This window comes from Micrococcus sp. R8502A1 (genome assembly GCF_006704135.1).
In the GTDB taxonomy this organism is placed as follows: Bacteria; Actinomycetota; Actinomycetes; order Actinomycetales; family Micrococcaceae; genus Micrococcus; species Micrococcus luteus.
Genome location: NZ_VIGS01000001.1, coordinates 38,897 through 59,442, shown reverse-complemented (window position 1 = coordinate 59,442; position 20,546 = coordinate 38,897). Strand labels below are relative to the sequence as shown.

13 protein-coding genes are annotated in these 20,546 nt (G+C 72.7%); 4 read left to right on the top strand and 9 right to left on the bottom strand.

Features of this window, described 5'->3' with window-relative positions; translation table 11 throughout:
• Positions 1–57 precede the first annotated feature (57 nt).
• Positions 58–1,473: an NAD-dependent succinate-semialdehyde dehydrogenase gene (locus FLM69_RS00265; protein WP_036381712.1), complete on the top strand. Its 1,416-nt coding sequence runs from the start codon at positions 58–60 to the stop codon at positions 1,471–1,473.
• A gap of 247 nt (positions 1,474–1,720) precedes the next feature.
• Here FLM69_RS00265 and putP read toward each other — a convergent pair whose 3' ends face one another.
• Positions 1,721–3,355: a sodium/proline symporter PutP gene (gene putP / locus FLM69_RS00260; protein WP_036381715.1), complete on the bottom strand. Its 1,635-nt coding sequence runs from the start codon at positions 3,353–3,355 to the stop codon at positions 1,721–1,723.
• 108 nt (positions 3,356–3,463) lie between these two features.
• Between putP and hrpA the strand changes: the two genes are divergently transcribed.
• The gene (gene hrpA, locus FLM69_RS00255; RefSeq protein WP_141842607.1) at positions 3,464–7,567 is read left to right on the top strand and encodes an ATP-dependent RNA helicase HrpA; all 4,104 of its coding nucleotides are present in this window, start codon (positions 3,464–3,466) and stop codon (positions 7,565–7,567) included.
• 24 nt (positions 7,568–7,591) lie between these two features.
• Here hrpA and FLM69_RS00250 read toward each other — a convergent pair whose 3' ends face one another.
• Positions 7,592–8,020 (bottom strand): HIT family protein, encoded by a 429-nt coding sequence (locus tag FLM69_RS00250; RefSeq protein ID WP_036381721.1) that lies wholly within the window; start codon positions 8,018–8,020, stop codon positions 7,592–7,594.
• Positions 8,021–8,064: 44 nt separating this feature from the next.
• Positions 8,065–9,192, bottom strand: coding sequence for a sulfurtransferase (locus FLM69_RS00245; protein ID WP_036381724.1), 1,128 nt, complete (start codon positions 9,190–9,192; stop codon positions 8,065–8,067).
• Positions 9,193–9,303: 111 nt separating this feature from the next.
• Here FLM69_RS00245 and FLM69_RS00240 point away from each other — a divergent pair, with 111 nt between their 5' ends.
• The gene (locus FLM69_RS00240) at positions 9,304–9,750 is read left to right on the top strand and encodes a Fur family transcriptional regulator (RefSeq protein WP_036381728.1); all 447 of its coding nucleotides are present in this window, start codon (positions 9,304–9,306) and stop codon (positions 9,748–9,750) included.
• Between the two features lie 18 nt (positions 9,751–9,768).
• Here the strand turns inward: FLM69_RS00240 and FLM69_RS00235 are convergent, their stop codons facing one another.
• From FLM69_RS00235 to FLM69_RS00210, 6 genes are all read right to left on the bottom strand, one after another.
• Positions 9,769–10,587, bottom strand: a complete 819-nt coding sequence (locus FLM69_RS00235; protein ID WP_141842605.1) for a metal ABC transporter ATP-binding protein — start codon at positions 10,585–10,587, stop codon at positions 9,769–9,771.
• Complete coding sequence (locus tag FLM69_RS00230; protein ID WP_041104321.1) at positions 10,584–11,483, bottom strand: metal ABC transporter permease; 900 nt, start codon at positions 11,481–11,483, stop codon at positions 10,584–10,586. The genes FLM69_RS00235 and FLM69_RS00230 overlap by 4 nt, the downstream gene beginning before the upstream one ends.
• Positions 11,484–11,485: 2 nt before the next feature.
• Entirely contained in the window at positions 11,486–12,493 is a 1,008-nt protein-coding gene (locus FLM69_RS00225; protein ID WP_041104319.1) for a metal ABC transporter substrate-binding protein, read from the bottom strand.
• 75 nt (positions 12,494–12,568) lie between these two features.
• Positions 12,569–13,627: a hemolysin family protein gene (locus FLM69_RS00220; RefSeq protein WP_041104317.1), complete on the bottom strand. Its 1,059-nt coding sequence runs from the start codon at positions 13,625–13,627 to the stop codon at positions 12,569–12,571.
• Entirely contained in the window at positions 13,624–14,940 is a 1,317-nt protein-coding gene (locus FLM69_RS00215; protein ID WP_041104315.1) for a hemolysin family protein, read from the bottom strand. The genes FLM69_RS00220 and FLM69_RS00215 overlap by 4 nt, the downstream gene beginning before the upstream one ends.
• A gap of 184 nt (positions 14,941–15,124) precedes the next feature.
• The gene (locus tag FLM69_RS00210) at positions 15,125–16,606 is read right to left on the bottom strand and encodes a GuaB1 family IMP dehydrogenase-related protein (RefSeq protein WP_141842604.1); all 1,482 of its coding nucleotides are present in this window, start codon (positions 16,604–16,606) and stop codon (positions 15,125–15,127) included.
• Between the two features lie 200 nt (positions 16,607–16,806).
• Here FLM69_RS00210 and FLM69_RS00205 point away from each other — a divergent pair, with 200 nt between their 5' ends.
• Entirely contained in the window at positions 16,807–20,535 is a 3,729-nt protein-coding gene (locus FLM69_RS00205) for a multifunctional oxoglutarate decarboxylase/oxoglutarate dehydrogenase thiamine pyrophosphate-binding subunit/dihydrolipoyllysine-residue succinyltransferase subunit (protein WP_135040049.1), read from the top strand.
• The last annotated feature ends 11 nt before the right edge of the window (positions 20,536–20,546 follow it).

The following is a 20,546-nucleotide window of genomic DNA, read 5'->3' as shown; positions in this document are numbered from 1 at the left end:
GCCTCCGGCAGGATGGGGAGCTCAACGCAGGACGTCCACACGAAAGGGTGACGACTGATGACCACCACCTCCGCCTCTCAGGGCTACCGCACGATCAACCCGGCCACCGGGGAGCTGCTGAAGTCCTTCGACAACGCCACGGATCAGCAGATCGCCGACGCCCTCGACGCCTCGCAGGCCGCGTACGAGCAGTGGTCCCGGAAGTCGGTGGCCGAGCGCGCCGCCGTCGTGAAGCGGATCTCCGAGCTGCTGGCCGAGCGCTCCAAGGACATCGCCGCGCTGATCACCACGGAGATGGGCAAGTCCCTCGGCGCGGCAGTCGGCGAGGTGCGCTACGGCGCCCAGATCTTCGGGTACTACGCGGACGAGGCCGAGGAGCTGCTCGCGGACCAGCGGATCAAGCAGTTCTCCGGGCAGGAGGCGTTCATCCAGCGGCTGCCGCTCGGCCCGCTGCTGGGGATCATGCCGTGGAACTTCCCGGTGTACCAGGTGGCCCGTTTCGTGGCGCCGAACCTCGTGCTGGGCAACACCATCCTGCTCAAGCACGCCGAGATCAACCCGCAGGTGGCGCAGCTGCTGGAAGAGCTCTTCACCGAAGCCGGGCTCCCGGAGGGCGTGTACCAGAACGTGTTCGCCACCCACGACCAGATCTCCACGATCATCGCCGATCCGCGCGTGCAGGGCGTGTCCCTCACCGGTTCGGAGCGGGCCGGCGCCACCGTCGCCGAGCAGGCCGGCCGGCACCTCAAGAAGGTTGTGCTCGAGCTCGGCGGCTCCGATCCGTACATCGTGCTCTCCGCGCCGGACGCCCGCGCCGCCGCCCGCGACGCACTGGCCACCCGGATGGGCAACTGGGGCCAGGCCTGCAACTCGAACAAGCGCATGATCGTCATGGAGGACATCTACGACGACTTCGTGGATGAGCTGGTCCAGCGCTCCTCGGCGATGAAGCCCGGCGACCCGACCTCGCGCGACGCCGACGTCTACGGCCCGCTGTCCTCCGAGTCCGCGGCCGACGGGCTCACCGAGCAGATCGCCGCGGCCAAGGAGGCCGGCGCCACCGTCCACGTGGGCGGCGAGCGCGTCTCCGGCCCGGAGGGCGAGGGCTTCTACGTCTCCCCGGCCGTGATCACGGACGTGGACCAGGAGAACCCCGCCTACACGCAGGAGCTGTTCGGCATGGCCGCCGTGGTCTACAAGGTGTCCTCGGCCGAGGAGGCCGTGGCGCTGGCCAACGACTCCCAGTACGGTCTCGGCGGCGCCGTGTTCTCCACGGACCTGGACGAGGCCAAGCGCGTGGCCGACCAGCTCGAGGTGGGGATGGCGAACGTGAACCTCGCCTCCGCCGCCGGCGCGAACCTGCCCTTCGGCGGCGTGAAGCGCTCGGGCTTCGGCCGCGAGCTCGGCCCCATGGCCGTGGACGAGTTCGCCAACAAGCGCCTGTACGCGGTGCAGGGCCCCCTAGAGGGCTGACCCCGGGCCGGGTCGGCCGGGCGGGTCCACCGCTCCGGCCGGCCCGTCGGCCGCCTGAGGCACACAGAGTGGTCACGACATGCCGTCACCGGAGTCCGGTGACGGCACGTCGTGACCACTCTGTTCGTCGGGGCCCGCCCACCCAGAGCGTGCGGTGGCAGACCCCCGGCCCGGTCCCGGACGCCGTCGAGGGCCGGCTCGAGGTGGTCGAGCACGGCCCTCGGCGGACGGATCGCGAGGAAGAGCCTCACGCCTGCGCGCGCGGATCCGTGGCGGCTGCGGTCGAGCCCCCGGCGGCGTCGCGCGTCATGGCGGCCGGGGCCACGTCCGGGTGCGGCTCGCGGCCGGCCACGATGTCGATCGCGCCGGTGAACTCGGCGTCGATCCGCCGCTGCACCCGGCGCGAGCGCTGGGTCACGAGGGACACCACCACACCCACCACGAAGGCGGCGACGAAGCCCGGCAGCAGCTCGTACAGGCCGAACCACTCCCACGTCTCGGCACTGGCCTCGGACCACACCCAGGCGACGGCGGCGCCGGTGACCATGGCGGCCATCGCCCCCCACGAGGTGAACCGCGGCCAGTACAGGGCGAGCAAGATCACAGGGCCGAAGGCGGCGCCGAAGCCGGCCCACGCGAAGGAGACGAGCTCGAGCACGGAGGAGTCCGGGTTGAGGGCGAGCAGACCCGCCACGAGCGCCACCACCAGCACGCCGATGCGGCCGAGCCACAGGGTGAACGTCGGGGAACCGGTGCGCCCGCGCAGCATGTAGAGGTCCTCCACCAGGGCGGAGGAGCACACGATCAGCTGCGAGGAGAGCGTGGACATGATCGCGGCGAGGACGGCGGCCAGCACCAGGCCGGCCACGAACGGGTGGAACATGATCGAGGCCAGCACCAGGAACACGGTCTCCGGGTCCTCGAGCGTGGTGCCGGGGTTGGCCTGGAAGTAGGCGATGCCGACGAGGGCGACCATCACGGCGCCGAACACGGACAGCGCCATCCAGCCGATGCCGACGCGCCGGGCGACGGCCGCGTCGTGCGGGGTGCGCAGGGCCATGAAGCGGACGATGATGTGCGGCTGGCCGAAGTAGCCCAGGCCCCAGGCGAGGGAGGACAGGACGCCGATCAGCGTGGCGTTCTCGAACATCGAGAAGTGGTTCACTCCGCCGCCGGCGGCGTCGGCGGCGCGGATGCCCTCGACGACGGCGTCCCAGCCTCCCATGGTCAGGATCACGACGATGGGGACGGCCAGCAGCGAGAGGAACATGAGGACGCCCTGGGCCACGTCCGTCAGCGAGGCGCCGAGGAAGCCGCCGAACAGGGTGTAGAGCACCGTGATGCCCGCGACCACGAGCATGCCGGTGAGGTAGTTGATGCTGATGCCCTGGGCGTAGAAGGACTCGGGGCCGAAGGTCGACTCGACGAACTTGCCGCCGGCCACCATGCCCGAGGAGACGTAGAAGGTGAAGAACACGAGGATGATCAGGCCGGCCACGATCCGCAGGATGTGCGTGCGGTCCTTGAACCGGTTCTCGAGGAAGGACGGGATCGTGATCGAGTTCCCGGCCACCTCGGTGTAGGAGCGCAGGCGGGGGGCGACCACGCGCCAGTTCACCCACGCGCCCACGGTCAGGCCGACCGCCATCCAGCCCTCGACCAGGCCCGCGGCGTAGATCGCGCCGGGCAGGCCCATCAGGAGCCAGCCGGACATGTCGGACGCACCCGCGGAGAGCGCCGCGACGGACGGCTTCATGTCGCGTCCGGCGAGCATGTAGTCGTCGAGGTCGGTGTTCTTGCGGGAGGCGTACAGGCCGATCGCGATCATCGCGAGGAAATAGAGGCCGATCGCCGCTAACAGGGAGACGGTGTTCGTGTCCATGGGCTCCAGAGAATCACATTCGAACTCTCAGCCCCAGTCCCAGATCCGCCCCGATTCGTCCCCGTCCGGGTCGGCCCGGGCCCCCGCGCGCCTAGGATGGAGGCCGTCATGACGCAGACTCCCCCGCCCTCCACGCCCGCCGCGCAGCCGTCGGCGACACCCCACGACGCCGCCGCGATCACGTTCCCCGAACACCTGCCGGTGGCGGAGCGTCGCGAGGAGATCATGGCCGCGATCCGCGACCACCAGGTGGTGATCGTCGCGGGTGAGACCGGCTCGGGCAAGACGACGCAGCTGCCGAAGATGTGCCTGGCCCTCGGGCTCGGGGAGGTCGGCTCGATCGGCCACACCCAGCCCCGGCGCATCGCCGCCCGCTCCGTGGCCGAGCGCATCGCGCAGGAGCTGGGCGAGGAGATCGGGCAGACGGTCGGCTACCAGGTCCGCTTCACGGCCCAGACCTCGAAGGCCACCCGGGTCAAGGTCATGACGGACGGCATCCTGCTGGCCGAGATCCCCCATGACCCGCAGCTGCGCCGCTACTCCGTGATCATCGTGGACGAGGCCCACGAGCGCAGCCTCAACATCGACTTCCTCCTGGGCTACCTGCGCAACCTGCTGCCCCAGCGCCCGGACCTGAAGGTGATCATCACCTCGGCCACCATCGACCCGGAGCGCTTCGCCCGCCACTTCGGCCGGCCGCTGGCCGAGGGCGAGGACCATGCGGACGCGGTGGAGGCCGACGACGGCGGACACGTGGTCCCGGCGCCGATCATCGAGGTCTCGGGGCGTACCTACCCCGTCGAGATCCGCTACCGGCCGCTGACCGACGAGCCCTCCCCGGACGACCCCGAGGACGACGCGGACGACGCCGCCGAGACCCGCGACCCCCTCGACGCGATCGGCGACGCCGTCCTCGAGCTGGCCGCCGAGCCGCCGGGCGACATCCTCGTGTTCCTGCCGGGCGAGCGGGAGATCCGCGAGGCCGCGGACCACCTGACCGGCGTCGTCGCCGGCACCACGCGCCTGGCCGGCACGGAGATCCTGCCGCTGTTCGGCCGCCTGTCCATGGCGGAGCAGCACCGCGTGTTCGGCCGCGCCGGGGCCGGGGTGCGCCGGCGGATCGTGCTGGCCACGAACGTCGCCGAGACGTCCCTGACCGTGCCGGGCATCAAGTACGTGATCGACACGGGCACCGCGCGCATCTCGCGGTACTCGAACCGCACCAAGGTGCAGCGCCTGCCGATCGAGCGCGTCTCCCAGGCCAGCGCGAACCAGCGCTCGGGCCGGTCCGGCCGCACCTCGGACGGCATCGCGATCCGCCTGTACTCGGAGGAGGACTACCTCTCCCGCCCCGAGTTCACGGACCCGGAGATCCTGCGCACCTCCCTGGCCTCGGTGATCCTGCAGATGCTCTCCCTCGGCGTGGCCCGCACCCCGGGCGACGTCCAGGAGTTCCCCTTCGTCCAGCCGCCGGACGGCCGCCAGGTCACCGACGGCGCCACCACGCTCACCGAGCTCGGCGCGCTCGAGGCCGGCGGCGCCCGCGCGGGCACCATCACCCGGGTCGGACGCCGCCTGGCCCGACTGCCGGTGGACCCGCGGCTGGGTCGCATGATCCTCGAGGCCGGTGAGCGCGGCTGCGTCCGGGAGGTCATGGTGATCGCCGCGGCCCTGACCATCCAGGATCCCCGCGAGCGCCCCACGGAGCAGCGTGAGGCCGCGGACGAGCTGCACCGCCGGTTCGCGGACGAGAACTCGGACTTCTCCGCGATCCTGAACCTGTGGGCCTACCTGCGCGAACGGCAGCAGGAGCTCTCCGGCTCCCAGTTCCGGAAGCTGTGCCGCCGCGAGCACATCAACTGGCTGCGCGTGCAGGAGTGGCAGGACCTGGTGCGCCAGCTGCGCCAGCTCGCCAAGGACGTGGGCCTCACCGTCGAGGCCGGACCCGTGGACCCGGTGGGCCGGCACGAGGCGGTGCACAAGTCCCTGCTCACCGGCCTGCTCGCGCAGATCGGCGCCTACGACGAGCGCCGTCGCGAGTACGCGGGCGCCCGCGGCACCCGTTTCGCCGTGTTCCCCGGCTCCGCCCTGTTCAAGAAGCGCCACCCGTTCGTCATGGCCGCCGAGCTCGTGGAGACCTCACGGCTGTGGGCGCGCACGGTGGCCCGGATCGAGCCGGAGTGGGCCGAGGAGGTCGCCGGCCACCTCGTCAAGCGGGCCTACAACGAGCCGCACTGGTCGCGGCAGGCGGGCTCCGTCGTCGCGCGCGAGAAGGTGACGCTGTTCGGCGTCACCCTGATCCCGGACCGCTCGGTCCGGTACGGCCGCATCGACCCGGAGCTCTCCCGCGAGCTGTTCATCCGGCACGCCCTCGTGGAGGGCGACTGGCGCACGCGCCACCGGTTCTTCGCCCGCAACCGGGCCGCGCTCGAGGAGGTCGACGCCCTCGAGACGCGCCTGCGCCGCCGCGACCTGCGGATCGGGGACGAGGACCTGTTCGCCTTCTACGACGCGCGGATCCCGGCGAACGTCGTCTCCGAGCGGCACTTCGACGCGTGGTGGAAGAAGGCGCGCCAGGAGCAGCCGGACCTGCTAGACCTCGACGTCGCCGCCCTGCTCACCGCCGACGCCGAGGACCTGGACACCGACGCGTTCCCCACCACGTTCTCGTATCCGATGCCCGGCGGCGACGTGGAGCTCGACCTCGAGTACACGTTCGACCCGACCGGCGCGGCCGGCACCGACGGCGTGACCGTGGCCGTGCCGATCCTGCTGCTCAACCAGGTCTCCCCCGGTCCCTTCGCATGGCTGGTCCCCGGCCTGCGGGTCGAGCTCGTCACCGCCCTCATCAAGGCGTTGCCCAAGGCGGTGCGCAAGAACCTCGTGCCCGCCCCGGACGTGGCCCAGCAGCTCGTGGCGGACCTCGAGGCCCACGCCGACCCGCTGCGGGACGAGCTGCCGGAGGCGCTGTCCGCGGCCGTGCGTCGGGTGCGCGGCGTGGTGGTGGAGCCCGGACTGTGGGCCCCGGACGCGGTGCCCCTGCACCTGCGGATGGACTACCGCGTCGTGGACGCCCGCGGCGCCGTGATGGGCGCCGGCCAGGACCTGCCCGCGCTGCAGGCCCGGCTCGCGCAGGCCAACCGCTCCGCGATCGCCGCCCGGCTCGCCGGCACCGACGACCCCGCCTCGGCCCGGCCGGGGCCGCGCGGCAAGGGCCGCGGCGGCCGTGCCCAGGCCGACGCGCGGGCCGGGGCCGAGGGACGCCGTCGCCCGGAGGGCCCCGGGCGGTCCGGCGCGACGCCGGCCTTCGAGGAGCGGCACGGGCTGACCTCGTGGAGCATCGGCACGGTGCCGAAGACCGTCTCCACCGCGGCCGGGGCGCGCGGCCCCGCCATCACGGGCTACCCGAGCCTGGTGCCCGAGACCACGCCCGACGGCGGCCCCGCGGCCGGCCTGACCGTGGCCCGGTCCGCGGAGGACCAGGCGGCCTGGCACCGGGCCGGGGTGATCCGGCTGCTGCTGGCCACCCTGCCCAGCCCCCAGCGCTACGTGCTGGACCACCTGGACAACAGGGAGAAGCTCACCTTCACCCAGAACCCGCACGGCTCGGTGGACTCCCTCGTCGCGGACTGCACCCAGGCCGCCGTGGACCGTCTCGTCGGGGACGAGCTGCCGTTCGACGAGGCCGCGTTCCGCGCCCTGTTCGACCGGGTGCGGGCCGACCTGATCGACACGGTCTTCGCCGTCACGTCCCTGGTGGAGCAGGTGCTCTCCCGGGCCGCGCAGGTGCGACGCCGGCTCAAGGGCTCGGTCTCGCTCGCCCTCGCACCGGCGCTGTCGGACGTGAAGGCACACCTCGAGCAGCTCGTGTTCCCCGGCTTCGTGGCCGCCACGGGCTGGGAGCGGCTGCAGCACCTGCCGCGCTACCTGCAGGGCATGCTGACGCGCCTGGACCGGCTGGACGCCGGCGGCCACCTGCAGCGCGACGGGCAGCACATGGCGGTGGTGCAGGGGCTCGAGGACGAGTTCGACGCCGCCGTCGCGGCCCATCGCGCCCGGTTCGCGGGCACGCCCGTGCCCGCGGAGCTGGAGCGGGTGCGCTGGCTCATCGAGGAGCTGCGCGTCTCGTTCTTCGCCCAGGAGCTGGGCACGGCGGTCTCGGTCTCCGAGAAGCGGGTGCGTCAGGCGCTCGCCCGGGCCACGCGCGCCTGAGTCGGGCCCGGGCGGCGCGGGCCGTCAGTCCTGCGGGACGACCTCGCCGTGGCCCAGGTCCCGCAGGGCCGCGCGGAGGCGGGCGGCGGCGGCGTCCAGGTCCGCCGGATCGGGGGCGTTGTCCACGCGGGCCAGGTCGAAGTCGGCCAGCGAGGTGGAGGGCCACACGTGCACGTGCAGGTGCGGGATCTCATAGCCGGCGATCATGAGCCCGGCCCGGCGGGCGGAGAACGCCGCCACCTGCGCCTTGCCGATCTGCTGGGCGACCGTCGTCAGGTGCGTGACCAGCGCCGGGTCGACCTCCACCCATTCGTCCACCTCCGCACGGGGCACCACGAGCGCGTGCCCCGGCTGGAGCGGCGCGGCGGACAGGAACGCGACGCACGTCTGGTCCTGCCACACGAAGCGGGCGGGCAGCTCGCCGGCGATGATCCTGCTGAAGACGGTGGCCATGGAGGGTCCTCCTGGGGGTCGGCGGGGCGGGGCCCCGGGGCTCGTCAGTCCCGGCCGGACGCGCCGTCGGGCTCGGGGCCGACCGCGACGGCGTTGGACGGGTCCTGGACCCATGCTGACCACGAACCCGGGTAGAGCGCCACTCCGGGTCGCCCCGCGACGGCCAGGGTGAGCACGGCGTGCGCCGCGGTGATGCCCGAGCCGCAGTACACGGCCACGGGAGTGGCGTCGTCCACGCCGACGGCGTCGAACCGCTCCGCCAGCTCCGCGGCGGGCCGCAGGCGGCCGTCCTCGGCGATGCTCTCCGCCGTGGACACGTTCCGCGCCCCGGGGATGTGACCGGCCACGGGGTCGAAGGGCTCGACCTCCCCGCGGTACCGCTCGGCCGCCCGCGCGTCGAGGAGCAGACCGCCGGAGGCCATCGCCTCCGCGCCGGCCGTGTCCACGACGGGCATGCGGCCCCACGACGGCCGGGCGGTGCCGGGCACCGGGATGACCTCGCCGGGCTGCAGGGGCAGGCCCGCGGCGCGCCACGCCTCGAGGCCGCCGTCCAGGAGCATGGAGTCCCGCAGCCCCGCGTGGCGCAGCAGCCACCAGGCGCGCGCGGCGGACAGGCCGTGGTCGTCGTCGTAGACCACGATGGTGTCGCCCTCGTCGATCCCCCACATCCGCACGGTCTCCGCGAACTGGCGCGCGTCCGGCAGGGGGTGACGCCCCGCCGCCGGGCCGGCGTGGCCGGCGAGCTGGCTGGGCAGGGAGACGTAGACGGCGCCCGGCAGATGGCCCTGGAGATAGGCGGCGTGGTCGGGCCCGCCCGCCGTGGCCCGGAACCGGACGTCGAGCAGGATCACCCGGTTCGGGCGGCATCGTCCCGGCTGGGCGTAGGCCGGGCCCTCGGGCACCGGCGGCAGGTCCTCGACGGGGGCCAGGCCGAGCCAGCCGGCCAGCACGTCCACCGTCACCAGGGTGGGCGGCACGGCAGCCTCGGGATCGACGCCGTCGGCGTCCGCGTCGGGGTCGCCGCCGGCGTCATGGGGCGAGGACGGGGCCGCCGTGGGCGCCGGGACGACGCGGCCCTGCCCCTCGTCGACGACGATCAGCGGGTCGGGTCGATCGGGGGCGGCGCCGTCGCGGTCCGGGACAGGGGATGGGTCCGGGGTCTCGCTGTGCACCCGGACACCCTACTCCACGCCCCCTTCGGCGTCGCTGATAACCTGGAGGATGGCCCGCGCGGACCTGTTCCGGACCGCGCGGAGGAGGCGGCAGCCGCCGCAGAAGGAGTCGTGAGCACCGTGAGCGCCCCCGAGCCCAGCCCCCGTGCCGCCCGTCCCCGGGCGACCCGGCAGAAGGCCGCCGTCGACCGAGCCCTGGACCGCATCCCGGACTTCGTGAGCGCGCAGGAGCTCCATGCCCGCCTCCAGGACCAGGGCGAACGCGTCTCGCTGGCCACCGTGTACCGGACCCTGCAGCAGCAGCTCGACGACGGGCTCGTGGACATGCTCCGCCGCGACGACGGCGAGTCCGTGTACCGCCGGTGCGAGGACGAGGGCCACCATCACCACCTGGTGTGCCGGATCTGCTGGACCACCGTCGAGGTCACCGCCCCCCACGTCGAGGCATGGGCCACCGCCGTCGCCGCGGAGCACGGCTTCACGGACGCGGACCACACGGTGGAGATCACCGGTGTGTGTGCCCGCTGCCGGGCCGAGGGGCGCACCCGCGCGGCCTGACCCCGGGCCGGGCCCCGGTCAGTGGCGGATGCCGCCCGCGGGGTCGTCCAGGAAGTCCGCCGGGTCCTCGACCGCCGTGGAGGGCCCGTGCAGGGCGCCCCGGCCGTAGGCGATGTCCAGGTTCTCGACCGTGAGCACGTTCCGCGGCGGGCCGGAGGCCACGACACGCCCGCCCATCAGGACCACATGGTCCGCCTCCGCGGCCTCGTCGAGATCGTGGGTCGTGTAGACCACGGACACCCCGCGCGTCGGCTCCTCGTGGAGGAGGTCGTCGATCGTGCGGGCGGAGACGATGTCGAGGCCCGTCATCGGCTCGTCGAGCAGCAGCACGTCGTGGTCCTGGGCGAGGCCCTGGGCCACGTAGGCGCGCTGGCGCTGGCCGCCGGAGAGCTGGTCGAGGTGCCGCCGTGCCAGGTCCGCGACCTGCATGCGCTCCATGGCGGCCCGCACGATGTCCCGGTCCTGCTTCCGGAACGGGCGGAACCACCCGAGCGTGGGGTACCGGCCCATCCCGACGACGTCGCGCACCGTCACCGGCACTCCCTGGGGCACGCCGATGGACTGCATCACGAAGGAGGTGCGCTGCGAGCGCCGCCGCGGGTTCTCGCCGAGCACCTCCAGCGCACCGGAGGCCGGGTCGCTCAGGCCCGCCAGGGCGGTCAGCAGCGTGGACTTGCCGGAGCCGTTGGGCCCGATCACCGCGATCAGCCGCCGGGCCGGCAGGGTGAAGTCGGAGGGTCGGACGGCCACGTGCGAGCCGTGGCGCAGTTCGAGCGCCCGGGCGACCGCGAGGGGAGGCGGGGTCGCCGCGGCGCCCGCGGGGAAGGACGCGTTCATCGGGGGGCCTCCGCTCCGGGCAGGGCCACGACCGGCGCCTCCTGCTCACGCTGCGCGCGCGAGCGCACGTGCCGGCCCAGGAGCGCCAGCACGGCGGCGCGGACGGCGAGCACCACGAAGAACAGCAGGATCGGCATGAGCGCCATGGTGGCCGAACCCGCCGTGCCCAGCCGGTAGCTGAGGGTGAGCCCGGTGACGACGCACGCCGCGCCGATCACGACGGAGACGAGCATCATCTGGGGCACGCTGCGCGTCAGCAGCGCCGCCGTCGCGGGCGGTCCCACGAGGAGGCCGAACACGAGCACCGTGCCCACCGCCTGGAACGAACCGATCACGGCCGCGCCGATCATCACCAGCAGCAGCGTGTGCGTCAGCCCCGGTCGCATGCCCAGCGAGCGCGCCTTGACCTCGGAGAAGCTCAGTGCCAGCAGGGGCCGGTAGAGCAGCAGGGCCAGGGCGATCACCACGACGGCGATGACCGCCTGGGTCACGATGCCGTCCACGCTGACCCCCAGCACATCGCCGAACAGGATCGACGTGAGCGATCCCGTGTAGGAGTCCGACTTGGAGATGATCACCACGCCCAGGGCCATCATCCCCACGAAGAGCAGGCCGATGGCGGTGTCCTCCTTGAGGGTGGTGGCCCGGTGCACCAGCGAGATGCCCGCCATCATGACGACGGCGGCCACCGCCGCACCGAGGTGGGGGCTGCCACCGGTGACGACCGCCAGGGCGATGCCCGGCAGGACACCGTGCACGAACGCGTCCCCGAAGAAGCTCATCCCGCGCAGCACCAGCCACGTGCCCACGACCGAGCACATCACCACGGCGATGAGTCCGCCGACGAGGGCGCGCTGCTGGAATCCCATCTGGAAGGGCTCGAGCAGCCAGTCCATCCTCAGCCCTCCAGCGCGTCGGCGAGGGTGCGGGCGTTGAGGAGCATGGCCTCGGCGTAGTCCGCCTCCGGGGTGTCCTTCGGGCCGACGCCGCCCTCGTAGACCTCGATGACCGGCAGGTCGCCGGCCTCCTCGGCCACGGTGTCCACGAGGCTGTTGCGCGCGCCCACGGACGTGATCACGGCGTCTGCGCCGCCGTCGCGGATGGACCGGGCGAGCTCGGCGATCTCCTGGGAGGAGGGCTCGCCGTCGGTGGAGCCGCCCGGGACGACGACGCCGGACACGGTGAAGTCGTAGGCCTCGCTGAAGTAGCCGTAGGCGTCGTGGTCCGTGACCAGCGTGCGGCGGTCCTCCGGGACCCCGGCGAGGATCTCCCGGACCTGCGTGTCCGTCTGCTCGAGCTCCCCGCGCACGGTCGCGCCGCACTCGGCGAACCTCTCGTCACCCCGCTCCTGGGCGAGCGTGTCGCCCATCAGCTCGGCGGCCCTCGCCATGCGGGCGACGTCCATCCAGACGTGCGGGTCCTCGGACCCGTGGTCATGGCCCTCGTGGCCCGCCCCCTCCTCGGCGTGGTCATGGCCGCCGAAGGGCAGCGGATCCAGCTGGGGCGCCACCTCGACGACGGTCGCGCCGTCCGCCTCGGCGTTGGCGAGGGCGGACTCCATGCCGCCCTCGAGGCCGAGGCCGTTGGAGAACACGAGGCCGGAGGAGACCATGTCCTTCACCTGCGCGGACGAGGCGGAGAAGTCGTGCGGATCATCCCCCGGGCCCATCACCGTGACGCTGCGGGCGTCGGCGCACGCGACCACGCGGTCGAGCACGGAGCCGAGCTGCGTCGTCGTGGCGACGGCCACGGGCGCGCCCGCGGCCGAGCCGGACCCGGCGGCAGCAGAGGCGCCCGCGGCCTGCTCGCCCGCGGAGTCGCCGCTGGTCCCGCCGCACGCGGCGAGGCTCAGGGTGAGCGCGGTGAGGGCCCCGGTCAGGGCGGGCAGACGACGGCGGCGGAGCATGGGGCGACCTCGTTCGTGTCGGGAGGATGTGTGAAATCGGTTCTCAACAGTAGCACCGCGCCGCCCGCGCGACGCTCACGCGGGCCGGAACCGACGTGGCGACTGCGTCACGTCGTTGATCTCCCCGACGAGCTCCTCGAGCACGTCCTCGAGGAAGAGGATGCCCGCGGTCTCGCCCTCGGGCGTGATGACCCGGGCGAGGTGGGAGCCCGTGCGCTGCATGAGCGCGAGTGCGTCCTCGACCTCGTCCTCGAGCCGCACGTTGGCCAGCGAGCGCACGCGCGTGAGCGGGATCGGCTCGTCGTGTCCCGACGGGCCCACGGTGAGGACGTCCTTCAGGTGCAGGTAGCCGGTGTAGCCGCCGTCGGGGTCCTCGACCACGAACCGGGAGAAGCCCACGCGGCCCACGGTCCACTCGAAGTCGTGCGGCGTGATCCCCTCGGGGACGGTGACGACCCGCTCGAGCGGCACCATCACGTCCCCGGCCCGGTGGTCCGAGAACTCGAGGGCCGAGTGCAGCACGCCGGACTCGTCCTCCAGGGTGCCCGAGCGGGTGGACTCGGCCACGATCGACTGCACCTCCTCGAGCGTGTAGGAGGAGGCCACCTCGTCCTTCGGCTCGATGCGCAGGGCGTGCAGCACGAGGTTGGCCGTCCAGTTCAGCGCGGCCACGACGGGATGCAGCAGCTTCGAGAGCCACACGAGCGGCTGGGCCAGCAGCATCACGGCGCGGTCCGCGAACGAGACGGCGGCGTTCTTGGGCACCATCTCGCCCAGGGTCACGTGCAGGAAGGTGACCACCAGCAGCGCGAGCACGAAGGCGGTCACGTCCGCCGCCGCGGACGGGACCCCGAGGGCGGCCATCGGGACGACGAGCAGGTGGTGCAGCGCCGGCTCGGACACGTTGAGGATGAGCAGGGAGCACACCGTGATGCCGAGCTGGCAGACGGCCAGCATCTGGGAGACGTGCTCCATCGCGTAGAGCGCCACCTGGGCCTGGCGGGAGCCGGCCTCGGCCCGCGGCTCGATCTGCGCCCGGCGGGCGCCCATGACGGCGAACTCGCCCGCCACGAAGAAGGCGTTGGCGGCCAACAGGACCACCAGCCACAGCAGTCCGACGACGTCCCCGTTCATGCGCGCGTCTCCTCGTCCTCAGCGGCCGGGTCGAAGCGCACGCGCTCGATGCGGCGGCCGTCCATCCGCTCGACCGTCAGGGTGCCGCCGTCCACGTCCACCACGTCCCCGACCTCCGCCAGGCGCCCCAGTCGGGCCAGGATGTACCCGCCGACGGTCTCGTAGGCCCCGTCCTCCGGCACCACGAGGGCCGGGATCTGGGTCCGCACCTCGTCGGGCCGCAGCTCCGCCGGGAAGTACCAGCGGCCGGAGGCCGTCTGGAGGACCCCCGGGGTGACGCGGTCGTGCTCGTCCGCGACCTCGCCGACGATCTCCTCCACCACGTCCTCGAGCGTGACCACCCCTGCGGTGCCCCCGTACTCGTCCACGACGACGGCCATCTGCAGGTTCGCGTCGCGCAGCTCGGCCAGCAGCTGGTCCAGGTGCACGGTCTCCGGCACGCGGATGACCTCCGTCATCAGTGCACCGGCCTCGAGGTCGGCGCGGCGCTCCCGCGGCACGGCCACGACCTTCTTCACGTGCACCACGCCGCGGATGTCGTCCGAGGAGTCGCCGATCACGGGGAACCGCGAGTAGCCGGTGCTGCGGGCCAGGTCCAGGACCTCGGGCAGAGCCTGGTCCTCCCTCACCGTCTCCACGCGGATGCGCGGGGTCATCACGTCCGCGGCGGTGCGGTCCGCGAAGCGCAGCGTCCGGTCCAGGAACGTGGCGGTCTGCGCGTCGAGCGTGCCCAGCTGGGCCGAGCGGCGGACCAGCGAGGAGAGCTCCTCGGGGCTGCGGGCGCCGGAGATCTCCTCCTTGGCCTCGATGCCCACGCGGGCCAGCACGCCGTTGGAGAACCCGTTCAGGACCAGGATCGCCGGCTTGAACACGGTGCTGAACACGAGCTGGGGCCGGGCGAGTGCGCGGCCGATCGCCATGGGCTCGGCGATGGACATGTTCTTGGGGATCAGCTCGCCGAGGAGCATCGAGAGCAGGGTCGCCACGACCATCGCGACGACGAGCGAGACGGTGCCCACCACGCCGGCCGGCAGCCCCACCTGGAGCAGCAGCGGGTCGATGAGCCGGCTGATCGCCGGGTCCATCACGTAGCCGGTGAGCAGTGTGGTCAGGGTGATGCCCAGCTGGCACGCGGAGAGCTGGGTCGAGAGTGACTTGAGACAGCGCAGCAGGGGCTCGGCGCCGCGGTCACCCGCGTCCACCATGCGCTGCACGGTGGGCACGTCGATCGCGATCATGGCGAACTCGACGGCCACGAAGAACCCGGTGCCCACGATCAGGGCCAGGCCGAGGATCAGCAGGAGCCACTCCACCCGACCTCACCCCCTCGACGGCGGGCCGGGCGGCGGTGCGGGGCACCGGGACTGGAAGGCTCCGATCCGGCCGCGTCCGCGTGGGCGGACGAGCGGTCTGGCACACAGGTGTCAGGGTGATCCATAGTCCGCCCAGTATAGGGGCGTCAGGCCCCGGCGGAACGAGCAGGGGCATGCGGCCGCCTCACCACGACGAGGCGACCGGCCGGCCCTCCTCGTAGCCCGCCGCGGACTGCAGGCCGACGACGGCGCGCTCACGGAACTCCGCCAGGTCGTGGGCGCCGGCGTAGGTCAGCGACGAGCGCACACCGGACGTGATGGTGTCCAGCAGGTCCTCCACCGAGGGGCGGCGCGGGTCCACGTACATGCGCGAGGAGGAGATGCCCTCCTCGAACATCGCCTTGCGGGCCTTGGTGAAGGCGTCCTCGTGGCGGGTGCGGTGCTGGACCGCGCGGGCCGAGGCCATGCCGAAGCTCTCCTTGTACCGCCGACCGTCCGGACCGTGCACGAGGTCGCCCGGAGACTCGAGCGTCCCCGCGAACCACGAGCCGATCATCACCGAGCTGGCTCCGGCGGCCAGCGCGAGCGCCACGTCCCGCGGGTGCTTCACCCCGCCGTCCGCCCACACGCGTGCCCCGAGCTCGCGGGCCGCGGCGGCGCACTCCAGGACCGCCGAGAACTGCGGTCGGCCCACCGCGGTCTGCATGCGCGTGGTGCACATCGCGCCCGGGCCCACGCCCACCTTGACGATGTCCGCGCCCGCCGCGACCAGGTCCCGGACGCCGTCGCCGGAGACGACGTTGCCGGCCACCACGGGCACACCGGGGTCGAGGGCCCGCACGGCGGCGAGCGCATCCAGCATGGTCTGCTGATGACCGTGCGCGGTGTCCACGACGAGCACGTCGACGCCGGCCTCGACCAGGGCGGCGGCCTTCTCCCCCACCGCCCCGTTGATGCCGACGGCGGCGCCGACCCGGAGCCGTCCGCCGTCGTCGAGACCGGGCGTGAACAAGGACGAGCGCAGCAGGCCCGCCGCGGTGACGACCCCGCGCAGCACGGGGGCGGCGGTGCCCACCGCCGGGTCCACGACGGGGGCCATCTCCTGGTGCGCGGCGTGCAGGCGCTCGAAGGCCGCCCGCAGCGCGTCCTTGTCCGGGGCGCCGTCCGTGCCGCCGAGCTCGGCGAGCGTGAGGGTCACCACCGGAGGGTGCATGACGGAGGCGGCCGAGGTGAAGCGGTCCACGTCCTCGCAGTCCTGGGGGCGGACCACGCCGAGCAGCCCGCCGTGCGCGTCCACCACGCAGACGGCCCCGTGGTTGCGGCGGTCCACGAGGTGGAGCAGGTCCAGCACCGTGTCCTGCGGGCCGACGGTCAGGGCGGTGTCCGCCACGGGGTGGGCCGCCTTCACCCGACGCACGACGTCCCGGATCACGTCCGCCGGGATGTCCTGCGGCAGGATCCCGAGACCGCCGCGCCGGGCCATGGTCTCGACCATCCGGCGCCCGGTGACGGCGGTCATGTTGGCGGAGACCAGGGGGATGGTGGCGCCCGTGCCGTCATCCGGGGCGATGTCCACGTCCATGCGACTGGCGACGTCCGAGTGTGAGGGCACGAGGAAGACGTCGTTGTACGTCAGGTCGACGGCCGGGTCGGTGAGGAAGCGCATGGCGTCAGTCTCCCAGACGAGGCGGACGCCGTGAGGCCCCCGCGCGTCCGCCGGGAGCGGAGTCGAGCCGAGGCCGCGGCATTCCGACCGGGGGCGTCGAAGAACTATGATGTCTCGAGGCGTTCCCGGCCCCACGCGCGCCGCGCGGGTGGCCCGGCGCAGCACATCGCATCCCAAGGCTCAGGAAGAGGCGTTACACAGTGCCAGAACTCACGTCGGACCGGCTCGCACAGGAGTTCCCGGGGAACGAACGGCTGGTGGCCGAGATCTACCGGAAGTACCGCGAGGACTCCGGTTCCGTGGACCGGCAGTGGGCACAGATCTTCGCCCGTCTCGAGGCCAGCGCCCCCGCCGCCGAGGCCGAGCCGAAGGCCGCCGCCAAGACCGAGCCGAAGACCGCCGCCAAGGCCGAGCCGAAGGCCACCGCCAAGGTGACCGAGCCGAAGGCGGCGACCGCCCCGGCCCGGGGTGCGCAGCCCAAGGAGACCTCGGTCAGCACCGGCCCCAAGCCCAAGAAGACCCCGGCGGCCCAGGCCGTGCCCTCCGAGCCCGCCGACACCGCCACCACCGCGGACGAGAAGCAGGAGAAGGCCACCGTCCTCAAGGGCATGGCCAAGGCCGTGGCCACGAACATGGACGCCTCCCTATCCATGCCCACCGCCACCACCGTGCGCGACCTGCCGGCCAAGGTGCTGATCGACAACCGCGTGGTCATCAACAGCCACCTGGCCCGCACCCGCGGCGGCAAGGTCTCCTTCACCCACCTCATCGGCTACGCCGTGGTCCGCGCGCTCGCGGCCATGCCCTCGATGAACGTGACCTACGAGGAGCGCGACGGCAAGCCCACCATGGTGGAGCCGGCCCACGTGAACTTCGGCCTGGCCATCGACCTGCCCCGCCCGGACGGCACCCGCGCGCTCGTGGTCCCGAACGTGAAGGCCGCCGAGACCCTCGACTTCCGCGGCTTCTGGAAGGCGTACGACGACCTCGTCCAGCGCGCCCGCAAGAACAAGCTGACGATGGACGACTACGCCGGCACCACGGTCTCCCTGACCAACCCGGGCGGCATCGGCACCGTGCACTCGGTGCCCCGCCTGTCCCAGGGCCAGGCCGCCATCATCGGCGTCGGCGCGCTGACCTATCCGGCCGCCTTCCAGGGCGCCGCCGAGTCCACGCTGCACGACCTGGCGATCTCCAAGACGATCACCCTCACCTCCACGTACGACCACCGCGTGATCCAGGGCGCCGGCTCGGGCGAGTTCCTGAAGATCGTGCACGGCCTCCTGCTGGGCGAGGACGGCTTCTACGACGAGGTCTTCCACTCCCTGCGCATCCCCTACGAGCCCGTCCGCTGGGCCCAGGACGTGCAGGTGAACCCGGAGGAGCAGGTCGGCAAGGTCGCCCGCATCCAGCAGCTCATCCACGCATACCGGGACCGCGGCCACCTGCTGGCCAACGTGGACCCGCTCGAGTACTCGATGGCCTACCACCCGGACCTCGACATCCGCGAGCACGGGCTCACCCTGTGGGACCTGGACCGCGAGTGGCCCACCGGCGGCTTCGGCGGGGCGAGCAGCCTGACCCTGCGCAAGATCCTCGGCGTGCTGCGTGACGCGTACTGCCGCGCCATCGGCGTCGAGTACATGCACATCCAGGACCCGGCCGAGCGCGCCTGGTTGCAGGAGAAGCTCGAGCAGCCGTACGCCAAGCCCACCCGCGAGGAGCAGCTGCGCATCCTGGGCCGCCTCAACGCCGCGGAGGCGTTCGAGACGTTCCTGCAGACCAAGTACATCGGCCAGAAGCGCTTCTCCCTGGAGGGCGGCGAGTCCCTCATCCCGCTGCTGGACGGCATCCTCGGCGACGCCGCCGACGCCGGACTGGACGAGGTCGCCATCGGCATGGCGCACCGCGGTCGCCTGAACGTGCTCACCAACATCGCCGGCAAGACCTACAGCCAGGTCTTCCGCGAGTTCGAGGGGGCCACCCCGGGCGGCGCCTCGGGCTCGGGCGACGTGAAGTACCACATGGGCACCGAGGGCACCTTCGTGTCCGACGCCGGCAACAGCACCCGCGTGTATCTCGCCGCGAACCCCTCGCATCTGGAGGCTGTGGACCCGGTCCTCGAGGGCGTCGTGCGCGCCAAGCAGGACCGCCTCGATCTGGGTGGCCAGCGCCCGGACTCCTTCTCCGTGCTGCCGATCCTCGTGCACGGCGACGCGGCCTTCGCGGGCCAGGGCGTCGTGACCGAGGTCCTGCAGCTCTCGCAGCTGCCCGGCTACCGCACCGGCGGCACGATCCACGTGATCGTGAACAACCAGGTGGGCTTCACCACGCCGCCGACCCAGGCGCGCTCCGCGGTGTACTCCACCGACGTGGCCAAGACCATCCAGGCCCCGATCTTCCACGTCAACGGCGACGAGCCGGAGTCCGTGGTGCACGTGGCCCAGCTCGCCTTCGAGTACCGCCAGCGGTTCAACAAGGACGTCGTCATCGACCTCGTCTGCTACCGCCGCCGCGGCCACAACGAGGGCGACGACCCGTCGATGACGCAGCCGCGCATGTACAACCTCATCGAGCAGAAGCGCTCCACCCGCAAGCTGTACGTCGAGTCCCTCGTGGGCCGCGGCGACATCACGCAGGAGGAGGCGGACAGCGCCCTGAAGGACTACCAGCAGCAGCTGGAGCGGGTCTTCGCGGAGACCCACGAGGACGCGCCCACCTCCGGCGACGAGGGCCTCCGCCCGGCCGAGGACCGGGACGCGGCCCCGGAGGCGCCGGCGTCCACGGCCATCTCGGCCGAGACGCTGCGGGCCATCGGGCAGGCGCACATCGACGTGCCCGAGGGCTTTACGGTCCACCCCAAGCTCGCGGCCCTGCTCGAGCGCCGCGCCAAGATGGCCGTCGACGGCGGCATCGACTGGGGCTTCGCCGAGCTGGCGGCCTTCGGCTCGCTGCTCATGGAGGGCGTGCCGGTCCGCCTGGCGGGCCAGGACTCCCAGCGCGGCACCTTCACGCAGCGCCACTCGGTGTTCCACGACCGGATCACCGGCGACACGTGGGCGCCGCTGAGGCACCTCTCCGAGGACCAGGCGAAGTTCTGGGTCTACAACTCGCTGCTGTCCGAGTACGCCGCCCTCGGCTTCGAGTACGGCTACTCCGTGGAGCGCTCCGACGCCCTCGTGCTGTGGGAGGCCCAGTTCGGCGACTTCGTGAACGGCGCGCAGACGATCATCGACGAGTTCATCTCCTCGGCCGATCAGAAGTGGTCGCAGACCTCGTCCGTGGTCCTGCTCCTCCCCCACGGCTACGAGGGACAGGGGCCGGACCACTCCTCCGCCCGCATCGAGCGCTTCCTGCAGATGTGCGCCGAGGACAACATGCGCGTGGTCAACCCCTCCACGGGCGCGAACCACTTCCACCTGCTGCGCGAGCACGCCTACGCCCGCCCGCGTCGGCCCCTCATCGTGTTCACCCCGAAGCAGCTGCTGCGCCTCAAGGCCGCCGCGAACTCGGTGGAGGACTTCACCGAGGGCGGCTTCCAGCCGGTCATCCCGGACGCCGGGGTGGACGCCAAGGACGTCACGCGCGTGGTGCTGGTCTCCGGCCGGCTGTACTACGACCTGCTCGCCCGCCGCGAGAAGTCCGGTGACACGTCCACCGCGATCGTGCGGGTGGAGCAGCTCTACCCGCTGCCGCTCGACGAGATCCGCAAGGCGCTCCGCGCCTACCCGGTCGCCGACGTCACCTGGGTGCAGGACGAGCCCGCGAACCAGGGCCCGTGGCCGTTCATGGCACTGAACCTCGTGCCGCAGCTCGACGGCCCCGTGACCCTCGTGTCCCGCCCGGCCTCGGCCGCGACCTCCGCGGGCACCAAGGGCCGCCACGACCAGGAGCTCAGCACGCTGCTGGACGCCGCCTTCGGCCGCTGACCCGGACCGAC